Origin of the sequence: Nisaea sp. (assembly GCF_965216895.1) — a bacterium.
Taxonomy (GTDB): domain Bacteria; phylum Pseudomonadota; class Alphaproteobacteria; order Thalassobaculales; family Thalassobaculaceae; genus Nisaea.
This window is the reverse complement of the sequence record NZ_OZ244205.1, coordinates 4356702-4374161: the sequence shown is the minus strand read 5'-3', so window position 1 is coordinate 4374161 and position 17460 is coordinate 4356702. Positions and strand designations below refer to the sequence as shown.

16 protein-coding genes are annotated in these 17460 nt (G+C 64.8%); 12 read left to right on the top strand and 4 right to left on the bottom strand.

What is annotated here, in order from left to right; all coding sequences use genetic code 11:
• The first annotated feature begins 64 nt into the window (after nt 1-64).
• Nucleotides 65-754, top strand: a complete 690-nt coding sequence (gene lipB, locus ACOOE1_RS20725; RefSeq protein ID WP_420404106.1) for a lipoyl(octanoyl) transferase LipB — start codon at nt 65-67, stop codon at nt 752-754.
• Nucleotides 755-891: 137 nt separating this feature from the next.
• Nucleotides 892-1134 (top strand): hypothetical protein, encoded by a 243-nt coding sequence (locus tag ACOOE1_RS20720; protein WP_420404105.1) that lies wholly within the window; start codon nt 892-894, stop codon nt 1132-1134.
• Nucleotides 1135-1138: 4 nt separating this feature from the next.
• Here ACOOE1_RS20720 and ACOOE1_RS20715 read toward each other — a convergent pair whose 3' ends face one another.
• Together ACOOE1_RS20715 and ACOOE1_RS20710 are read right to left on the bottom strand one after the other, a co-directional pair.
• On the bottom strand, nt 1139-1567 hold the full coding sequence (locus tag ACOOE1_RS20715; protein ID WP_420404104.1) for a hypothetical protein: 429 nt from the start codon (nt 1565-1567) through the stop codon (nt 1139-1141).
• 11 nt (nt 1568-1578) lie between these two features.
• The gene (locus ACOOE1_RS20710) at nt 1579-1875 is read right to left on the bottom strand and encodes an acylphosphatase (RefSeq protein WP_420404103.1); all 297 of its coding nucleotides are present in this window, start codon (nt 1873-1875) and stop codon (nt 1579-1581) included.
• Nucleotides 1876-2075: 200 nt separating this feature from the next.
• On the opposite strand from ACOOE1_RS20710, the gene ACOOE1_RS20705 reads away from it, so the two are divergent.
• From ACOOE1_RS20705 to rpmG, 8 genes are all read left to right on the top strand, one after another.
• Nucleotides 2076-3059, top strand: coding sequence for an aspartate carbamoyltransferase catalytic subunit (locus ACOOE1_RS20705; RefSeq protein WP_420404102.1), 984 nt, complete (start codon nt 2076-2078; stop codon nt 3057-3059).
• Nucleotides 3041-4384, top strand: coding sequence for a dihydroorotase (gene pyrC / locus ACOOE1_RS20700; protein ID WP_420404101.1), 1344 nt, complete (start codon nt 3041-3043; stop codon nt 4382-4384). Before ACOOE1_RS20705 ends, pyrC begins: the two co-directional genes overlap by 19 nt.
• Nucleotides 4377-5006, top strand: coding sequence for a glycerol-3-phosphate 1-O-acyltransferase PlsY (gene plsY / locus ACOOE1_RS20695; RefSeq protein ID WP_420404100.1), 630 nt, complete (start codon nt 4377-4379; stop codon nt 5004-5006). The genes pyrC and plsY overlap by 8 nt, the downstream gene beginning before the upstream one ends.
• A gap of 65 nt (nt 5007-5071) precedes the next feature.
• A complete protein-coding gene (dprA, locus tag ACOOE1_RS20690) occupies nt 5072-6214 on the top strand; it encodes a DNA-processing protein DprA (protein WP_420404099.1) in 1143 nt (380 codons plus the stop codon).
• 63 nt (nt 6215-6277) lie between these two features.
• Nucleotides 6278-8929 (top strand): type I DNA topoisomerase, encoded by a 2652-nt coding sequence (gene topA, locus ACOOE1_RS20685; RefSeq protein WP_420404098.1) that lies wholly within the window; start codon nt 6278-6280, stop codon nt 8927-8929.
• A 13-nt stretch (nt 8930-8942) separates the two neighbouring features.
• Complete coding sequence (gene rnr, locus ACOOE1_RS20680) at nt 8943-11207, top strand: ribonuclease R (protein ID WP_420404097.1); 2265 nt, start codon at nt 8943-8945, stop codon at nt 11205-11207.
• Nucleotides 11208-11253: 46 nt separating this feature from the next.
• Complete coding sequence (locus ACOOE1_RS20675) at nt 11254-12867, top strand: S41 family peptidase (protein ID WP_420404096.1); 1614 nt, start codon at nt 11254-11256, stop codon at nt 12865-12867.
• Nucleotides 12868-12965: 98 nt separating this feature from the next.
• On the top strand, nt 12966-13133 hold the full coding sequence (gene rpmG / locus ACOOE1_RS20670) for a 50S ribosomal protein L33 (protein WP_193188080.1): 168 nt from the start codon (nt 12966-12968) through the stop codon (nt 13131-13133).
• A gap of 81 nt (nt 13134-13214) precedes the next feature.
• Here rpmG and ACOOE1_RS20665 read toward each other — a convergent pair whose 3' ends face one another.
• The gene (locus ACOOE1_RS20665; protein ID WP_420404095.1) at nt 13215-14600 is read right to left on the bottom strand and encodes a PleD family two-component system response regulator; all 1386 of its coding nucleotides are present in this window, start codon (nt 14598-14600) and stop codon (nt 13215-13217) included.
• 6 nt (nt 14601-14606) lie between these two features.
• Complete coding sequence (locus tag ACOOE1_RS20660; RefSeq protein WP_292887680.1) at nt 14607-14990, bottom strand: response regulator; 384 nt, start codon at nt 14988-14990, stop codon at nt 14607-14609.
• Between the two features lie 148 nt (nt 14991-15138).
• Here ACOOE1_RS20660 and ACOOE1_RS20655 point away from each other — a divergent pair, with 148 nt between their 5' ends.
• Nucleotides 15139-16059: an ROK family protein gene (locus ACOOE1_RS20655; protein ID WP_420404094.1), complete on the top strand. Its 921-nt coding sequence runs from the start codon at nt 15139-15141 to the stop codon at nt 16057-16059.
• Nucleotides 16060-16101: 42 nt separating this feature from the next.
• Nucleotides 16102-17460 carry a DNA polymerase IV gene (locus ACOOE1_RS20650; RefSeq protein ID WP_420404093.1) on the top strand — a complete coding sequence of 453 codons (1359 nt, stop codon included), beginning with the start codon at nt 16102-16104 and terminating at the stop codon, nt 17458-17460.

Below are 17460 nucleotides of genomic sequence, written 5' to 3'. Positions count from 1 at the left end.
GTGGCATTATGCTGAAAAGTTTGATCGAGCGAAAAAATTACCTTCTGCGGGACGGATGAAGATCATGGACGTTGAATGGCGGGTATCGGATCGACCTGTCGCCTATCCGGAGGCGGTGGCCGAAATGGAAGCCCGCGCCGCGGCGATCCGCAATGGCAGCGCGCCGGAACTGGTCTGGCTGCTGGAGCATCCGCCGCTCTATACCGCCGGCACCAGCGCCAACGCCGCCGACCTGCTGCAGCCGGACCGCTTTCCGGTCTATGACGCCGGACGCGGCGGCCAGTATACCTATCATGGACCCGGGCAGCGGGTGGCTTATGTCCTGCTCGATCTGAAGGCCCGCAAGCCCGATGTCCGTGCCTTCGTCCAGGCGCTGGAGGACTGGGTGATCGCGACCCTCGTCGCCTTCAACGTGAAGGGCGAACGGCGCGACGGGCGCGTCGGCATCTGGGTCGCGCGCGGCGATATCGGCTCACCTGGAAGAGAGGACAAGATTGCCGCCATCGGGGTGCGGGTCCGGCGCTGGGTTTCCTTCCACGGGATCTCGATAAATGTCGAACCGGAGCTGTCCCATTTCGAGGGGATCGTACCCTGCGGCATCTCGGAGCACGGCGTCACCAGCCTGCACGACCTCGGTCAACTCGCCTCGATGCCGGAGGTGGACATGGCGCTCCGCGCGACATTCGAAGAGGTTTTCGGTTCCGGGCGTCCGCTCGCACGCCAGATGTCAGAGACCTCAGGCTCCGGCATCTGAAAGGCCTCGGCGGGATATCTCCGAAATTCACCTTAAAAAACCGCAAAAACATTCGTACTGTATGGTGACGTCGACAATTCACGCACGGGTGTTTCGTGACGCAGCCTCGCCCTGATATCGCCCAGAGAGTTCGGGACATGACGAGGGAGGAGTGCGAGGTTTTTGACCTGTTGCTGCGCGGCTACGATCCGTCCGACAGGCAGCATCTGGAAATCTTCCTCTCCCGGGTGCGGTCCCCGCTCTCGGAAATCCTGCTGCAAATGATGGACAAGGGTCTGATCCGCCGCGTTGAGGCCAAAGAGGCGGCCCATCTCTCGGTGAACCCGGCGGCGGCATGGTTCCTCACCCCGCGCGAGGAGCGCGAGGGGCAGCCGGACTGAAATTCTATCTGACGACTTCGACAAGGCCTCTGACAACCAGCTCAATTGCACGGCGTGCGTCGCGCTCCAGTGTCCGTTTCCCCGGGCCGAAGTCCGCAACGGTCACTGCGGGACGGGGGTCGTCGGCATGCAGCAGATGATTGCGTCGATTCCTCAGCCAGAGATAGTCAGAGCCGAACCGGACCTGGTTGAGCGCGAGACCGTTCAGGCCGTCCTGCTGCATCTCAGCCTCCAGCGCCGCTTGCCCGAGGACAAGGACTGCCAGCCACGCGCCCGACGCGAAACAATGGCGCATCTCGTCGAACAGGGCCGCGGCCTGCGGCGCGAGATCCAGCCCGTCGCCGTCGCTTTCCCTGTCGACCAGCCGGTCGATCCATGACAGGCGCTGACGCATCTCGGGCTGCGAAGCAAGGGCGCGGATTGAGGTCTGCACGCCACCGCCCCCTAGAGCGTCGGCCGCTGCAGGAAACCGGACTGGGCGGGCGGGTCCGTGTCGTCGAAACATTCGATTCCCGTCACGCGGGCGGCCGGGGGCCCGTCGCGGCAGGCCTCGATCATTGCCGCCACCCGGTCGGAAGGCCCTGAAAAAACCGCTTCGACCGTCCCGTCGCTGCGATTGCGCACCCAGCCGTCCAGCCCCGCCGCCGCCGCCTCGCCGACAGTCCAGCCCCGATACCATACGCCCTGGACCCGGCCGGAAATCACCACCCTAACGGTGGACCGAGGCACATGATCGCTCATAGGTGCGGCGTCCATTCTTCGAAGTTTCGCTCCGGAAAAAAGTGGTACCCAATAGGCGCGAGTATGTATAGAGCCGCGCCCGATTCCGTCCATTCCCGGGATGCGGGCATGTTCGCGCGGACGGCTGGGCGCGACGGAATCCGAGCCTCGCCAGAACAGCCTTGCCCGGCCATGGGCCCGGTCCGTATAAGGGGCCTTTAATGACAAGCTCTCAGCCATCGGCCCCAAGTGACGCGCCAGCGCTCCGGCTCCAGCACCTGCTCGGAATCGAAGGCCTGTCGCGCCCCGACATCGAAGCGCTCCTGGACCTTTCCGACCGCTATGTCGATCTCAACCGTCGCGCGGACAAGAAGATGTCGAGCCTGCGCGGACGGACCATCATCAACCTGTTCTTCGAGGACTCGACGCGAACGCGGACGAGTTTCGAACTCGCCGGAAAGCGGCTGGGTGCCGACGTGCTCAACATGTCGGTCGGCACCAGTTCGGTGAAGAAGGGAGAGACGCTGATCGACACGGCGGTCACCCTGAACGCCATGCATCCCGACGTGCTGACCATCCGGCACGGGGATTCCGGCGCGGTGCACCTGCTGGCGCAGAAGGTCAATTGCGGCGTCATCAATGCCGGAGACGGCAGCCACGAGCATCCGACCCAGGCCCTGCTCGACGCGCTGACGATCCGGCGGCGCAAGGGGGACATCACCGGGCTCACCGTCGCAATCTGCGGCGACGTCGCGCACAGCCGCGTCGCCCGCTCCAACATTCACCTGCTCTCGATCATGGGTGCGCGGGTCCGCATCGTCGCGCCGCCGACCCTGATCCCGACCGGCCTCGAGCGGCTCGGCGTCGAGATCCATCACGACATGCGCACCGGCCTTGCCGATTGCGACATCGTCATGATGCTGCGGCTGCAGAACGAACGCATGCAGGGCAGCTTCATTCCGTCGGTCCGGGAATATTACAGGCTCTTCGGCCTCGACCACGACAAGCTCGCGGTGGCCAGGCCGGACGCGTTGGTGATGCATCCGGGACCGATGAACCGTGGCGTCGAGATAGACTCGGACGTGGCCGACGACATCGAACGCAGCCTGATCCGCGAGCAGGTCGAGATGGGCGTCGCCGTCCGCATGGCCTGTCTGGAGGTTCTGGCCCAGTCGCAGCTCGAACCATGGGCGAAAAACCAGTGAAGCGCACGATCTTCAAGAATGCCCGCCTGCTCGATCCCGCATCTGGCCTCGACACCCAGGGAGCGATGCTGGTGGACGGCGCCCGGATCGCCGATATCGGCGCGCACGTCTTCGTCGACGCCGTGCAGGACGACGTCCATGTCGTGGACTGCAAGGGCCTCTGCCTCGCACCGGGTATCGTCGACATGCGGGTCTCCACCGGCGAGCCGGGGAACGAGCATATGGAAACCCTCGCGACCGCCGCGCTCGCCGCCGTCGCCGGAGGCGTGACCACCTTCACCTGCCTGCCGACCACGGACCCGATCGTCGACGATGTCGCGGTGCTGGAATTCGTCGAACGGCTCGGCCGCGATGTCGGGCTGGTGAACATCCATTCCTATGCCGCCGCGACCAAGGGTCTGCAGGGCAAGATCATGACCGAGCTCGGCCTGCTGCATGAAGCGGGCGCGGCCGGCTTCACCGACGGCGGCAAGGCGATTGCCCATGCCGGCGTGATGCGGCGCCTGCTGTCCTACGCGAAACTCTTCGACACCATGGTCGTCCAACATCCCGAACTGCCGGAGCTGGTCGGAAGCGGAGTCATGAACGAGGGCGAGACCGCGACCCGGCTTGGCCTCCCCGGCATTCCCGCCGTCGCCGAAGTGATGATGGTGGAGCGCGACCTGCGGCTGCTGGAACTCACCGGCGGCCGGCTGCATTTCTCCTGCCTCTCCACCGGCGACGCGATCGAGGCGGTACGCCAGGCCAAGGCCCGCGGACTGCGGGTGACGGCGGATACCGCCCCCCCCTACTTCGCGCTCACCGAGTCCGAGGTCGTCGGCTATCGCACCTTCGCCAAGCTCTCCCCTCCGCTCCGGACCGAGGAAGACCGCCGTGCGGTCATAGCCGGTATCGCCGACGGCACCATCGACGCCATCGTCAGCGCCCATACACCCGGCGACCGCGACCAGAAGCGCCTGCCCTTCGGACAGGCCGATTTCGGCGGCGTCGGCCTGGAGACCCTGCTCTCGGTCTCCCTCGAACTGGTGCATAACGGCGACGTCCCGATGCTGACAGTGCTAAAGGCCTTGACCGACACGCCGGCCGAACTCCTGAAGTTTCCGGCCGGCCGCCTGCGCAAGGGGCATCTCGCCGATTTCATCCTCTTTGACCCGGGCCGGGCGGTGCGGATCGACCGGGACGAACTGAGGGGCAAATCGAGAAACACCCCGTTCGACGAACGCCCGGTCCAGGGCCGGGTCGAACGCACCTACCGCGCGGGAAGCCTCGTCTTCGACATCGAGACCACCCCCGCCCCGGCGCGCAGGAGGTTCCCGGATGCCTGATCTGCTCGGCACGCTCGAATTCACCTGGCCGTTCTATGCCTGCGGCCTCGCCGCCTATCTGCTCGGCTCGGTGCCGTTCGGCCTCGTCTTCACCCGGCTTGCCGGCCACGGGGACGTGCGGAAGATCGGCTCAGGCAGCATCGGCGCGACCAACGTGCTCCGGACCGGCAACAAGCTGATCGCATTCGCCACGCTGGTCTGCGACAGCGGCAAAGGGGCGGCGGCGGTGCTGGTGGCGGCGCTGTACGGTCCGGACATGGCCGTAATCGCGGCCGCCGCCGCCATGCTCGGGCACTGCTTCCCGGTCTGGCTGAAGTTCAAGGGCGGCAAGGGGGTCGCCACCGCCTTCGGCACCCTGCTCGCCCTCGCGCCGCTGGTGGCCCTGCTGGCGGGTCTGACCTGGCTCGCGATGGCGGTGCTGTTCCGCTATTCCTCGCTCTCCGCCCTGACCGCCTCCATTGCCGCCCCCCTTTACATGGAATGGCTGGTAGACCGGCAGCACGCGGAGCTCGCGGCCTTTATGGCCGTGCTGATCTTCATCCGCCATCACGCGAATATCCGCCGCCTGCTCAAGGGCGAGGAAAGCAAGATCAAGCTCTCCAGGAGCAAGCCAGCCGGCTAAACATTTCGTATCCGGCGCAGAAATCCTTCCGTCCCCCCCATGAATGGGCCGAGAGGAGAACTGCCATGGTCAGACACCCTAGGGTTCCCGGCCCGCCGGATACGGCCGAGCGGCTGGCCCGCCTCCGCCTGATCCGAACGGAGAATGTCGGTCCCGTCACCTTTCAGCACCTGACCGCCCGCTTCGGCTCGGCCACCGAAGCGCTCGAACGGCTGCCGGAGCTCGCCCGGCGCGGCGGCCGGAAGACGAAGCTCGCCATTCCGGGCCCGGCCGAGATCGAGAAGGAACTGGCCGAGAACGAGCGGCTGGGGGCGCGCCTGATCGTGATCGGCGAGCCGGACTATCCGGCGATGCTGGCGCAGATCGAAGGGGCACCGGTGGCGCTCTCCTTGATCGGCCATCCGCATCTTTTCCTCGAACCGGCGATCTCCATCGTCGGCGCGCGGAACGCGTCGGGCAATGCACTCCGTTTCACCGAGCGGATCGCCCGCGATCTCGGGGCGCACGGGGTCGTCATCGTCTCCGGTCTCGCCCGCGGGATCGACACCGCCGCACATCGGGGCTCCATCGACAGCGGAACGATCGCCGTGGTCGCCGGCGGCGCGGATATCGTCTATCCGCCGGAGAACGAGGCGCTCAGGGGCCGCATCATCGCCGAGGGCGCGCTGATCGCCGAAGCGCCCATTGGAACGCGCCCGCTGGCACGGCATTTTCCGGCCCGGAACCGGATCATCTCCGGACTCACGCGGGCGACGCTCGTGGTCGAGGCGGCCAAGCGGTCCGGCTCCCTGATCACCGCACGCTTCGCCGCTGACCAGGGTCGGGAAGTCTGCGCAGTGCCCGGATCGCCGATGGATCCGCGCTGCGCCGGAAGCAATGGCCTGCTACGGGACGGCGCCCATCTCATCGAACGGGCGGAGGATCTGCTGACCCTGCTCCTGGCGGGCGGCATCCGTGAAGAACCGACAGGAACCGAGCAATTTTCCCTCACAGGCGCGACCCCTCAAAACATGGAGAAAATAGACGATGCAGCGCGTGAATCCGTGCTTGCATTGCTGGATGCCACGCCGCTACCGGTTGACGAAATCATCCGCCAATGCCAATTGTCACCGCCGGTGGTCCTTACCATCCTTCTGGAAGCGGAGCTCGCCGGCGAGGCCGAGCGCCACCCCGGGAACAGCGTGGCGCGGCGCTACAACCCTCCGTAATGGCCGGGGTTCTTGTTGTCGGCGCCGGGCCACCACCGCAAGAAAGGACGTCCGGTTAGCCGCATGAAAATTGTCGTCGTCGAGTCGCCGGCCAAAGCCAAAACCATCAATAAATACCTTGGCAGCGACTACAAGGTGCTCGCAAGCTATGGGCATATTCGTGACCTGCCCTCCAAGGACGGGTCGGTGGATCCCGAAGCCGATTTCGCAATGGTCTGGGAAGCGCAGCCACGTGCCGAGAAGCAGATCAAGGAGATCGCCAGCGCGGTAAAAGGGGCCGAACGGCTCTATCTCGCGACTGACCCGGATCGCGAGGGCGAGGCAATCTCCTGGCACGTGCAGAACGTGCTCTCCGACCGCAAGGCGCTGAAGGGCGTCGACGTGAAACGCGTGGTCTTCAACGAGATCACCAAGCGCGCCGTGCTGGACGCGATCGACAATCCGCGCGATCTCGACCAGGACCTGGTGGATGCCTATCTTGCCCGCCGGGCGCTTGACTATCTCGTCGGCTTCACGCTCTCGCCGGTGCTCTGGCGAAAGCTCCCGGGCTCCCGCTCGGCCGGCCGGGTGCAGTCCGTCGCGCTGCGCCTGATCTGCGAGCGCGAAGCCGAGATCGAGGCCTTCCGCTCGGACGAATACTGGACCATCGACGCGCAGTTCCGGACCAAGGAACGCAGGAACTTCACCGCCCGCCTGACCCATCTCGACGGCGCCAAGCTGGAAAAGCTTTCCATCGGCACCGAAAAGGCGGCGACGGAAGCGGTCGCGCGCCTCGCGGGCGGGACCTATTCGGTGCGCTCGCTCGAGAAGAAGCAAACCAAGCGCCATCCCTATCCCCCCTTCACGACCTCGACCCTGCAGCAGGAAGCCTCGCGCAAGCTCGGCTTCGGCGCCTCGCGCACGATGCAGATCGCGCAGAAGCTCTATGAGGGGATCGATCTCGGCGGCGAGACCGTCGGTCTCATCACCTATATGCGGACCGACGGGGTGCAGCTCAGCCAGGAGGCGGTCTTCGCCATCCGCGACGATATCGGCAAGAATTTCGGCGACCGCTACCTGCCGAACAGCCCGCGGATGTACAAGAACAAGTCGAAGAACGCCCAGGAAGCCCACGAGGCGATCCGCCCGACCGACGTGCGCCGGCATCCGAAGCAAATGGCGGCCCATCTCGACAAGGATATGCTCCGGCTCTACGAACTGATCTGGAAGCGGACCGTCGCCTGTCAGATGGCAAGCGCGGAACTCGACCAGACCACCGCAATCATCGGTGCAGCCGACAACAGGGCGGAGTTCCGGGCGACCGGCTCCATCGTGACTTTCGACGGTTTCCTGAAACTCTATCAGGAGACCCGGGACGATCCGTCGCAGGACGACGACCAGAACGACCGTCTGCTGCCGGCCATGGCCGAGGGCGAGGCCCTGGCGCATGACAAGACCATGCCGGAGCAGCATTTCACCCAGCCACCGCCGCGCTACAGCGAGGCCAGCCTGGTGAAGAAGATGGAGGAGCTCGGCATCGGCCGCCCGTCGACCTATGCCAGCATCCTGCAGGTGCTGCAGGACAGAAACTACGTCAGGCTCGACAAACGGCGCTTCATACCGGAGGACCGCGGCCGCCTGGTCACCACCTTCCTCTCGAACTTCTTTACCCGCTATGTGCAGTACAATTTCACGGCGGAGATGGAGGACGCGCTCGACAACATCGCCGAGGGCACCGTCGCCTGGAAGAAGGTCCTGCAAGATTTCTGGAAGGCTTTCCGCGAGGCGGTCGACAACACCAAAGAGCTGAAGATCTCGGATGTGCTGGACGCGCTCGACGAGGAACTCGGCCAGCACTTCTTCCCGGTCGACGAGAATGGCGCAAGCATTCGTGCCTGCCCGACCTGCAGCAACGGCCGGCTCGGTCTGAAGCTCGGAAAGTTCGGCGCCTTTATCGGCTGCTCGAACTATCCGGAATGCAAGTACACGCGGCAGATGACCCAGGCCGGCGACGGCAGCGAAGACGGCACCGCCGATCTCGCCAACGGTCCGAAGATCCTCGGCCAGGATCCGGCCACCGGTCTCGATGTTTCACTGCGAAAGGGGCCCTACGGCACCTATGTGCAGCTCGGCGAGAAAACTGACGACAACCCGAAGCCGAAGCGGGCCTCGCTGACCAAGGGCATGAACCCGGCGGATGTCACGCTCGAATCGGCGCTCGCGCTTCTTGCATTGCCGCGCGAGGTCGGGCCGGATCCGGAAAGCGGCGAGATCATCCTCGCCGGGATCGGACGCTACGGCCCCTATCTCAAGATCGGCAGCACTTATATCTCGATTCCGGCGGGCGACGATGTACTGACCATCGGCATCAACCGCGCCGTCGATCTGATCGCCAACAGTCCGAAGAAAAAGAACCCGGGGCGCGAGCTCGGCGAATATGACGGCAAACCCATCACCGTCGGCGCCGGACGCTTCGGTCCCTATGTGAAGCATCAGAAGATCTACGCGACCATTCCGAAGAACATCGCTCCGGAAGAGGTCACGCTGGAGCAGGCGATCGAGCTGATCAAGGCCAAGGCCGAAAAGTCGGGTGCCGGCAAGACCGCGAAGAAAGCCCCGGCCAAGAAGGCACCGACGAAAAAGGCGGCCGCCAAGAAGACCACGGCAAAGAAGAAGACCTCGGCCAAGAAGTCGGCCTCAGCCAAGGACCCGGCCCAGGCGGCCGGGGACGATTAGGCCGGCGGATCGCGTGACCGCCCGGAAACCGCCTCACGGTCTGCCGAGCCGCGAGGCCGTCATCGAGTTCATCCAGGACAGTCCGACTCCGGTCGGCCGCCGGGAAATCGCGCGCGCCTTCAACATCAAGGGTGCCGACCGGATCCCGCTGAAAGCCCTGCTGAAAGATCTGGCAGCGGAAGGCGTGATCGATCTCGGCCGGAACCGCCGTGCGGCCGCGCCGGGCACGCTGCCGGAGGTCACCGTGGTCGCCATCACGGGGATCGACGAGGACGGGCATGCGAGCGCCCGCCCGCTCCCCTGGCGCGAACAGGGAGAGCCGCCCCCCATCACGATCCCGCCCTCCAGCCGCGCACCTGCCATCGGGACCGGGGACCGCGCGCTCGTGAAGCTGGAGCGGGTCGCCCAGGGAAAATACCGCGGCCGGATCATGCGCAAGCTGGAAAGCCGCGGCGAGCGGGTCGTGGGCCAGCTGAAGCGCGAGGGCAAGGACTACCGGATCCTGCCCTCCGACCGGAAGGCCAGGGCCGACTATACTGTCGAGCCGGGTGAGACGGCGGATGCCAAGCCGGGCGAACTGGTCGTCGCGGAGATCCTGCCGCGCGGCCGTATGGGACTGCGCCACGCACGGGTCATCGAGGTTCTCGGCGATGCCGCGGCGCCGCGCGCCGTCAGCTTGATTGCGATTGCCGAGCACGAGATCCCCTCCGTGTTTCCGGACGCCTGCGAGGCACAGGCGAATGCCGCGAAACCGGTCACGCTCGGCAAGCGGACCGATCTCAGGCCGCTGCCGCTGGTGACGATCGACGGCAGCGACGCGCGCGATTTCGACGACGCTGTCTTCGCCGAGGCGGACGGAGATCCGAAGAACCCGGGCGGCTACCGCGTTCTCGTCGCGATCGCAGATGTCGCGCACTATGTCCGCCCGGGAGACGCGCTCGACACGGAGGCACGCAAGCGCGGCAACTCCGTCTATTTCCCCGACCGGGTCGTGCCGATGCTCCCGGAGGCGCTCTCGAACGGCCTGTGTTCGCTCCGCCCCGACGAGGACCGGGCCTGCCTTGCGGTCGAGATGGTCATCAATGCGCGCGGCCAGAAGGTGCGGCACAGGTTCATGCGCGGCCTGATGCGCTCCTCGGCGCGGTTGACCTACGAGCAGGTCCAGGCAGCAGCGGATGGCCGCGATGACGGCGATATTGTGCCGGAGGGCGTGATCGGACCTCTCTACGGCGCCTACCGGCTACTGCTCGCCGCGAGGTCAGAGCGCGGCGCCCTCGATCTCGACCTGCCAGAGCGCAAGGTCGTGCTCGGCGACGACGGCAAAATCGCGTCGATCGAGCCGCGCGAACGGCTCGACAGCCACCGGCTGATCGAGGAATTCATGGTCCTGGCGAACGTCGCCGCGGCCGAGACGCTGGAAGCCAAGCGGCGGCTCTGCATGTACCGGATCCATGAGACCCCCGATCCCGAGAAGATCGAGGCGCTGAAGGAATATCTCGAAGGGCTCGACCTTCCCTTCGGTACCTCCGGCGTAATCCGGCCCAGGACCTTCAACGAGCTTCTCGCCAAGGTCCGCGGCGGCCCGCACGAGACCATCGTGAACGAACTGGTGCTGCGCAGCCAGAGCCAGGCCGTCTACAGCCCTGACAATATCGGCCATTTCGGGCTCGGCCTCCGGCGCTACGCCCATTTCACCTCGCCGATCCGACGCTATTCCGACCTGCTGGTGCACCGCGCGCTGATCGATGCGCACGGTTTCGGCAAGGATGGGCTCGGCGATGTCGAGATGGAGGCGTTCAACGATACAGCCGAACATATCTCCATGACCGAACGGCGCGCGGCGGCCGCGGAGCGCTCGGCGATCTCGCGCTATGTCGCCGCCTATCTGACGGACCAGGTGGGAAACACCTTCGAGGCGCGCGTCTCCGGCGTCGGGTCGGCGGGCCTCTTCATCGCCCTTGCCGGGATCGGGGCGGACGGCCTGCTGCCGATGAAGCGCTTGCCAGGGGACTTCTACGATCTTGACGACCACCGCCATTCGCTCAGCGGACGGGCCACGGGCCTGACTTTCAGGATCGGCGACACGGTCACCGTTCGCCTCGTTGACGCGGAACCGCTCACCGGTGGACTGCTGCTGGACTACATCTCGGGCGGAACCGAAGGACGCCCCGGGGGCCAGCGCGGGTCGCGCCGGCCCGGTGGCATCCGCAAGCGCCGCGGTCGGCACAGGCACGGTCAGGGCGGGAACGCCCGCGGACGCCCGAAGAAGTCCCGCTGACGCGTGCGGCTTTTCCGCCTATAGTGTGGACATGAACCATAAGTCGTTGAACCGGCACACAGACGCCATTCGAGATTACCGGCCCAGACAATTGCGCTTCGCCCCGTCGCGCTTTCTCTGTGCGGTACTGCTGTCCGCACTGGCGGCCTGCGCGATGCCGCGCGCTCCCGTGGATCCGACGGTCTACGACCGGGACGCGGCGACCGAAGTTTTCTCCGCCGGCTTCGAAGGCATCACCAGTTTCTATATCGAGGAAACCGATCTGCCGTCGCTCGTGATGACCGGGCTGCAAGGAATGCGGAAACTCGACGATACGGTCACTGTCGTGGATCACGGCGACCAGGTCGTTGTCGGGCGCGACGGCCGGGACGTCGCCGCATTCACCGTCCCCGACTCGGACGACGTGGCACGCTGGAGCATGCTCACCGCGGCAGTAATCGATACCGGCCGACGGGTCTCGCCCGCCTTGCGCGACGCGCCGCCGGAGACGCTCTACAATCTGGTCTTCGAAAGCGCGCTTGCCGATCTCGACCGGTTCTCGCGCTATACGACCGCTGCCGACGCAAGCCGGAGCCGGGCTCATCGTCGAGGCTATTCCGGCATCGGAGTTGTGCTGATCAAGGAAAGCGGCCTGTTCCGTATCCAGGAGGTCTTCGAGAACGGCCCCGCCGCGGAAAGCGGTCTCACTGTCGGCGACATGATCGTCGCAATTGACGACAGGACGGTGGCGGGGCTCGACCTGCTGGCGGTCTCCGACCTGCTGCGCGGGCATGACGGGAGCGTGGTTCGGATAACCACGGAATCACAGGAGCGCGAGCGGACCGTTTCCGTGACCCGGGCCCCCGTGATCGAGCAGACGGTCTATCTCAAACGTCTGGGCGACAGCGCTCATCTGGAGATCCGGAGTTTCAACGAAGCCACGGCCACAAGCCTGCGCCAGAAGATCGCCGAAGCCGCAGCGACAATCGGCCCGTCGATGAACGGGATCATTCTCGATTTCAGGCACAACCGCGGCGGTGTGCTGCGCGATGCCGTGTCCATCGCGGACCTGTTCATCGAGGATGGACGCATCCTGCTGACCAAAGGCCGCCATCCGCGTTCGGAGAAGGAATTCAAGGCCGACCAGCCGGATATCGCGGTCGGCGTTCCGCTGATCGTCCTGATCGACGGAGACTCGGCCTCCGCCTCGGAAGTCGTCGCCGGCGCGCTGCAGGACAGCGGACGCGCCGTGCTGATCGGCTCGCGCACCTACGGCAAAGGCACTGTGCAGATGATCGTACGCCTGCCGAACGATGGCGAGCTGATCATCACCTGGGCCAAGATGTACACCCCGTCCGGCTATCCGATCGGGCCGTTCGGTGTCTACCCGACGATCTGCTCGGCCGAGATCGCGGACCCAGACCTGCAGTTTGTCGGCGCCGATGCCCGCGTGGCTGCGGTCCGCGCGCGCGAGCTTCTGCGCCTGCGCAGGATCGCGCACGATCTTGACGACAGCATCCAGAAAGTGCTGCTTGAACGCTGCAGCGACCGGAAACCTGTCGGCGATGCCGGTGACCTCGACCTCGCCCTGGCGCTCAGACTGCTGCGCGAACCGGGTCAGTTCGAGCGTGCTTTCGAAGCGTCCCTCATCGCTTCGAAATGGCCCTCTCCCGCCCAATAGTCCCGCCGGCCCGGGAATTGCCGATAGGCGCTTGACAGAGGCCTGGATATGGATATGTTTGCGGCCTTCGAATTCACTCCGAATGATGGGGAACGGCGATGGCCAAGCCCGCGACAGTGCTTATCAAGCTCGTCAGCACCGCTGATACCGGATACTTCTACGTTACGAAGAAGAACCCGCGCACTCAGACCGAGAAGCTTCAGCTCAAGAAGTATGACCCGGTTGCGCGCAAGCACGTGCTGTTCAAGGAATCCAAGATCAAGTAAGCGGTTTCCGCCGAACGATGACCAGAACGGGCCGTTCACGCGGCCCGTTTTGTTTTGTCCGGATGCCTCTGGAGAAATTGCTCAGTCGGGCTCGGAAGTATCCGCGACGACCCGGTTTCGCCCCGCCGCCTTCGCACCGTAAAGCGCCTTGTCCGCACGGCGGATCAGATCCTCGACGGCCAGGTCCTCGTCGCGTCGCATGGTCAGGCCGATACTGATCTTCACCGAAATCGGTCCGTCGGTGCTCTCGACCGCAACGACCGTGTCCGCAACGCGCTTGCGTAGTCGCTCGGCGACGGCTTCGGCGAACTCCTCCGAGGTGTCGGGCATGACCACGACGAATTCCTCGCCACCGATCCGCGCGACCATATCGACCGAACGCAGGCTGTTGGTCAGGGCTCCCGCCACGGCCTTCAACACCCGGTCCCCCACGAGGTGACCATGGGTGTCGTTGACCGCTTTGAAATGATCGATATCCAGCATCAGCAGCGCCAGCGGCTTGCGCCGTTCCACCGCGCTGTCCATCAGGCTCTTGAGATAGGTCTCGAGGTATCGCCGGTTATAAAGACCCGTGAGGCTGTCTATCAGCGCCATCGAGAGGGAGCGCTCGTAATTGTCGCGCAGCCTGTCCTGAAAGCGCCGCCGGCGGATCTGGGTCCTCGTGCGGGCCGTCAGCTCGTTCTTGTCGAGCGGCTTCATGATGTAGTCGTTGGCGCCGAGGTCCAGAGACTTCGCCAGCTTGTCGAGTTGATCCATCTCGCCGGTCATCAGCACGGGAACCTGGCGCGTCCGCTCCGAAGCGCGGAACTGCGAGACGAGGCGCAGTGCGTCCTCCGTCTCCAGGTTCAGGCTGCAGACAATGAGCTCGACATCGGTTGAGGTCGCGATTTCCCGCGCCTGCGCGGCGTCGGCAGCGACATGGACCTCGTTATCGTCCCGGTTCAGGATGTTTCGGGTGTTCGCAGCATCGATCGGGTTGTCCTCGACCAGCAGGATTCTGCCGGACTCGTACCCGACCGGCTGCAATCCCGATCCCGCCTCCAGCACACCGAAATGAGCTGACGTCTGCTCGCGCAGAAGCCACTCGTCCATCATCACCTTGAGGCGGAGCAGCGAGCGCACACGGGCGAAAAGAGCAGTATCGTCGACCGGCTTGGTCAGGAAATCGTCGGCCCCGGCTTCAAGCCCCCGGACCCGGTCAGACGGATCGCTGAGCGCGGTCACCATGACCACGGGAAGATGCACCGTCGCCGGATTGTTGCGGATGCGCTTACAGACCTCGAAGCCGTCTATTCCCGGCATCATGACGTCGAGCAGGACGATATCGGGAATTTCGGACTCGATGATTTCGAGCGCTTCGGGTCCGTTGGAAGCCGTCCGCACATCGAAATACTCGCTCATAAGCTTGGCTTCGAGCAGCTTGATGTTCGGCAGGACGTCGTCAACGACGAGTACGCGTCCAGGCATCGCGGTCTATCCGAGGAATTTCTGAACCGTCTCCAGGAAATGGCTCACCGATATCGGCTTGGCGATATAGGCTTCGCAGCCGCCTTCCCGGATCTTTTCCTCATCGCCCTTCATGGCAAAGGCCGTGACAGCAATCACGGGAATCGCGCTGAGGTCATCGTCTTCCTTGATCCATTTCGTCACTTCGAGGCCGGAAACCTCGGGAAGCTGGATATCCATCAGAATGAGATCGGGCCGCTTCTCGCGGGCAATCTTCAGGGCTTCCATGCCATCTCGGGTGCCGAGGATGTTGTAGCCGTGCGCTTCCAGGAGGTCGTGGAACAGCTTCATGTTGAGTTCGTTATCCTCAACGATGAGTACCGTTTTCTCGACTGACGTTTCTGCCGCCACTCCGTCCTCCATCAGAACCTTCGCGCACATTCGCTGCGCAGTACCGTGACCCGACCCTGTATGACCGGATAAAATTAATAACTTACAAATGAATAAACAGTTTAAACACTCCAAGCGCAAGTGACCATTGATCAAAGCAGGGCAGGCGATGGACGCACCCGGCCAATCCCAATTCCGGATCGGGATCGACCTCGGCGGGACCAAGACCGAGTTGGTCGCACTCTCACCCTCGGGAGAACCGATCGTTCAGGAGCGGGTCCCCACCCGCCGAGGCGACTATGGCGCCACGATCGGCACGATTGGCGCGCTGGTCAATCGCGCAGAGGAGCGGATCGGGCAATCCTGTTCTGTCGGCGTGGGTATACCCGGAACGGTCTCGCGCGATACCGGCCTGGTAAAGAACGCGAACTCAACCTGGCTGATCGGGAAACCGCTGCGCCGGGACTTGGAAGCGGCGCTGAGGCGTCCTGTCCGCATCCAGAACGACGCCAATTGTTTCGCTGTATCGGAAGCCGTCGACGGCGCCGGCCGCGATGCCGAGATTGTCTTCGGCGTGATCCTCGGAACCGGCGTCGGTGCCGGCATCGCGATACGGCGCGAGGCCGTCGAGGGACGCAACGCGATCGCCGGTGAATGGGGGCACAATCCCCTTCCCGCGCCCCGTGACGACGAACGCCCGGGAGAGGAATGTTATTGCGGACGGCGCGGATGCATAGAGACCTTCCTCTGTGGACCGGCGCTGGAGCGCCAGTATGTGGCGGCAGGCGGAAAGCCGCGCTCGGGCAGCGAGATCGCCGCGCGCGCCGGGGCCGGAGACCCGATCGCCGACGCCGTGCTCGACCGCTATGAGGACCGCCTCGCACGCGCCCTCGCGCATGTGATCAACATTCTCGATCCGGATGTCATCGTGCTGGGCGGCGGACTGTCGAATGTACGGCGGTTCTACGAAACGGTCCCGCGCCTCTGGGAGCCGCACGTCTTTTCCGATATCGTGAAGACGGAATTGAGTCCCCCGGTCCATGGCGACTCCAGCGGCGTGCGCGGCGCGGCGTGGCTGTGGCCGGCATAGGAAATACCGGGTAATCCCGACAACGGTGCCGACTGCGGAAAGATGACCGAGCGCGATGTCTCGATAAGGCTGCCCGCGATCTGCCGCAGCTGCTTCTGCTGGCACGAGAGTGTCCCGTCTACAGACGGCGCCCGTTGCCCCCGCTGCGGTTCACCACGGATCTCCGCGCACCCGGAGATCCGTGCGCTCTCCATCGCCCATATTGATTGCGACGCGTTTTATGCCACGGTTGAAAAACGCGACAACCCGGAGCTTCTGAGCAAGCCCGTGATCGTCGGCGGCGGCAAGCGCGGCGTCGTCTCCGCCGCCTGCTATGTCGCCCGAACCTACGGCATCCGTTCGGCCATGCCCATGTTCAAGGCCCTCAAGGCCTGCCCCCATGCCGTGGTGATCAAGCCCGACATGCGAAAATACAGCCGGATCGGGAAACAGATTCGCGAACTCATGCATTCGGTCACGCCGCTGGTTGAGCCGATCTCGATCGACGAGGCCTTTCTCGACCTGGGCGGGACGGAACGCCTCCATCACGCGCCTCCGGCCGAAACCCTCTGCCGGCTCGTTGCCCGCATAGAGACAGAGATCGGCGTCACGGCCTCGATCGGCCTCAGCTATAACAAGTTTCTCGCCAAGGTGGCCTCCGACCTCGACAAGCCGCGCGGATTCGCGGCGATCGGACGGGAGGACTCGCGCGCGTTTCTGCGCGACCGCCCCGTGACCACGATCTGGGGCGTCGGCAAGTCGCTGCACGAGAAGCTGCGGAAAGACGGGATCGAGACCGTCGGACACCTCCAGGGCATGGAGGAGGATGCTTTGGTGCGCCGCTACGGTAGCATCGGCACCCGGCTCGCCCGGTTCGCCCAAGGCCGCGACGACCGAAAGGTCGATCCCCAGTCCGAAACCAAGAGCGTCTCCTGCGAGACCACATTCTCGGAGGATCTGAGAACGCTGGAGGAACTGGATCCTGTGCTCTGGCGCCTCGCCGAGGAATTGTCCGGCCGACTGAAGACAAAGGCCCTGAGCGGACGGACGATCATCCTCAAACTCAAGACCGCCGATTTCAGGCAGATCAGCCGTCAGGTCCATCAGCCCGGCCCGACGCAGATGGCCGAAACGCTCTACAGGGCCGGACGCCGGCTGCTCGAGCGTGAACTCGACGGACGGGCGTTCCGGCTCATCGGGATCGGCGTCTCCGAGCTTGCGGATCCAGAAGGCGCCGACCTTCCGGACCTTGCCGATCCGGGTCTCGGCCGCCGACGCAAGGTCGAAAGCGCGATGGACGCCGTCAGGGCGAAGCTCGGGAAGAAAGCGATCACGAAAGGCCGTGGGTTCCGGCAGGAAACGGAGAAACAGGGCGTTACCTCACGCCTTCCCGATGAGAAGGAGGAGGACGGGGCGGACTGA

Excerpts from the sequence above, each read along its gene's own strand:
- lipB (WP_420404106.1), top strand. The coding sequence starts at position 65 with ATGGACGTTGAATGGCGGGTATCGGATCGACCTGTCGCCTATCCGGAG.
- ACOOE1_RS20720 (WP_420404105.1), top strand. The coding sequence starts at position 892 with ATGACGAGGGAGGAGTGCGAGGTTTTTGACCTGTTGCTGCGCGGCTAC.
- ACOOE1_RS20710 (WP_420404103.1), bottom strand. The coding sequence starts at position 1,875 with ATGAGCGATCATGTGCCTCGGTCCACCGTTAGGGTGGTGATTTCCGGC.
- ACOOE1_RS20705 (WP_420404102.1), top strand. The coding sequence starts at position 2,076 with ATGACAAGCTCTCAGCCATCGGCCCCAAGTGACGCGCCAGCGCTCCGG.
- pyrC (WP_420404101.1), top strand. The coding sequence starts at position 3,041 with ATGGGCGAAAAACCAGTGAAGCGCACGATCTTCAAGAATGCCCGCCTG.
- plsY (WP_420404100.1), top strand. The coding sequence starts at position 4,377 with ATGCCTGATCTGCTCGGCACGCTCGAATTCACCTGGCCGTTCTATGCC.
- dprA (WP_420404099.1), top strand. The coding sequence starts at position 5,072 with ATGGTCAGACACCCTAGGGTTCCCGGCCCGCCGGATACGGCCGAGCGG.
- topA (WP_420404098.1), top strand. The coding sequence starts at position 6,278 with ATGAAAATTGTCGTCGTCGAGTCGCCGGCCAAAGCCAAAACCATCAAT.
- rpmG (WP_193188080.1), top strand. The coding sequence starts at position 12,966 with ATGGCCAAGCCCGCGACAGTGCTTATCAAGCTCGTCAGCACCGCTGAT.
- ACOOE1_RS20665 (WP_420404095.1), bottom strand. The coding sequence starts at position 14,600 with ATGCCTGGACGCGTACTCGTCGTTGACGACGTCCTGCCGAACATCAAG.
- ACOOE1_RS20655 (WP_420404094.1), top strand. The coding sequence starts at position 15,139 with ATGGACGCACCCGGCCAATCCCAATTCCGGATCGGGATCGACCTCGGC.
- ACOOE1_RS20650 (WP_420404093.1), top strand. The coding sequence starts at position 16,102 with ATGACCGAGCGCGATGTCTCGATAAGGCTGCCCGCGATCTGCCGCAGC.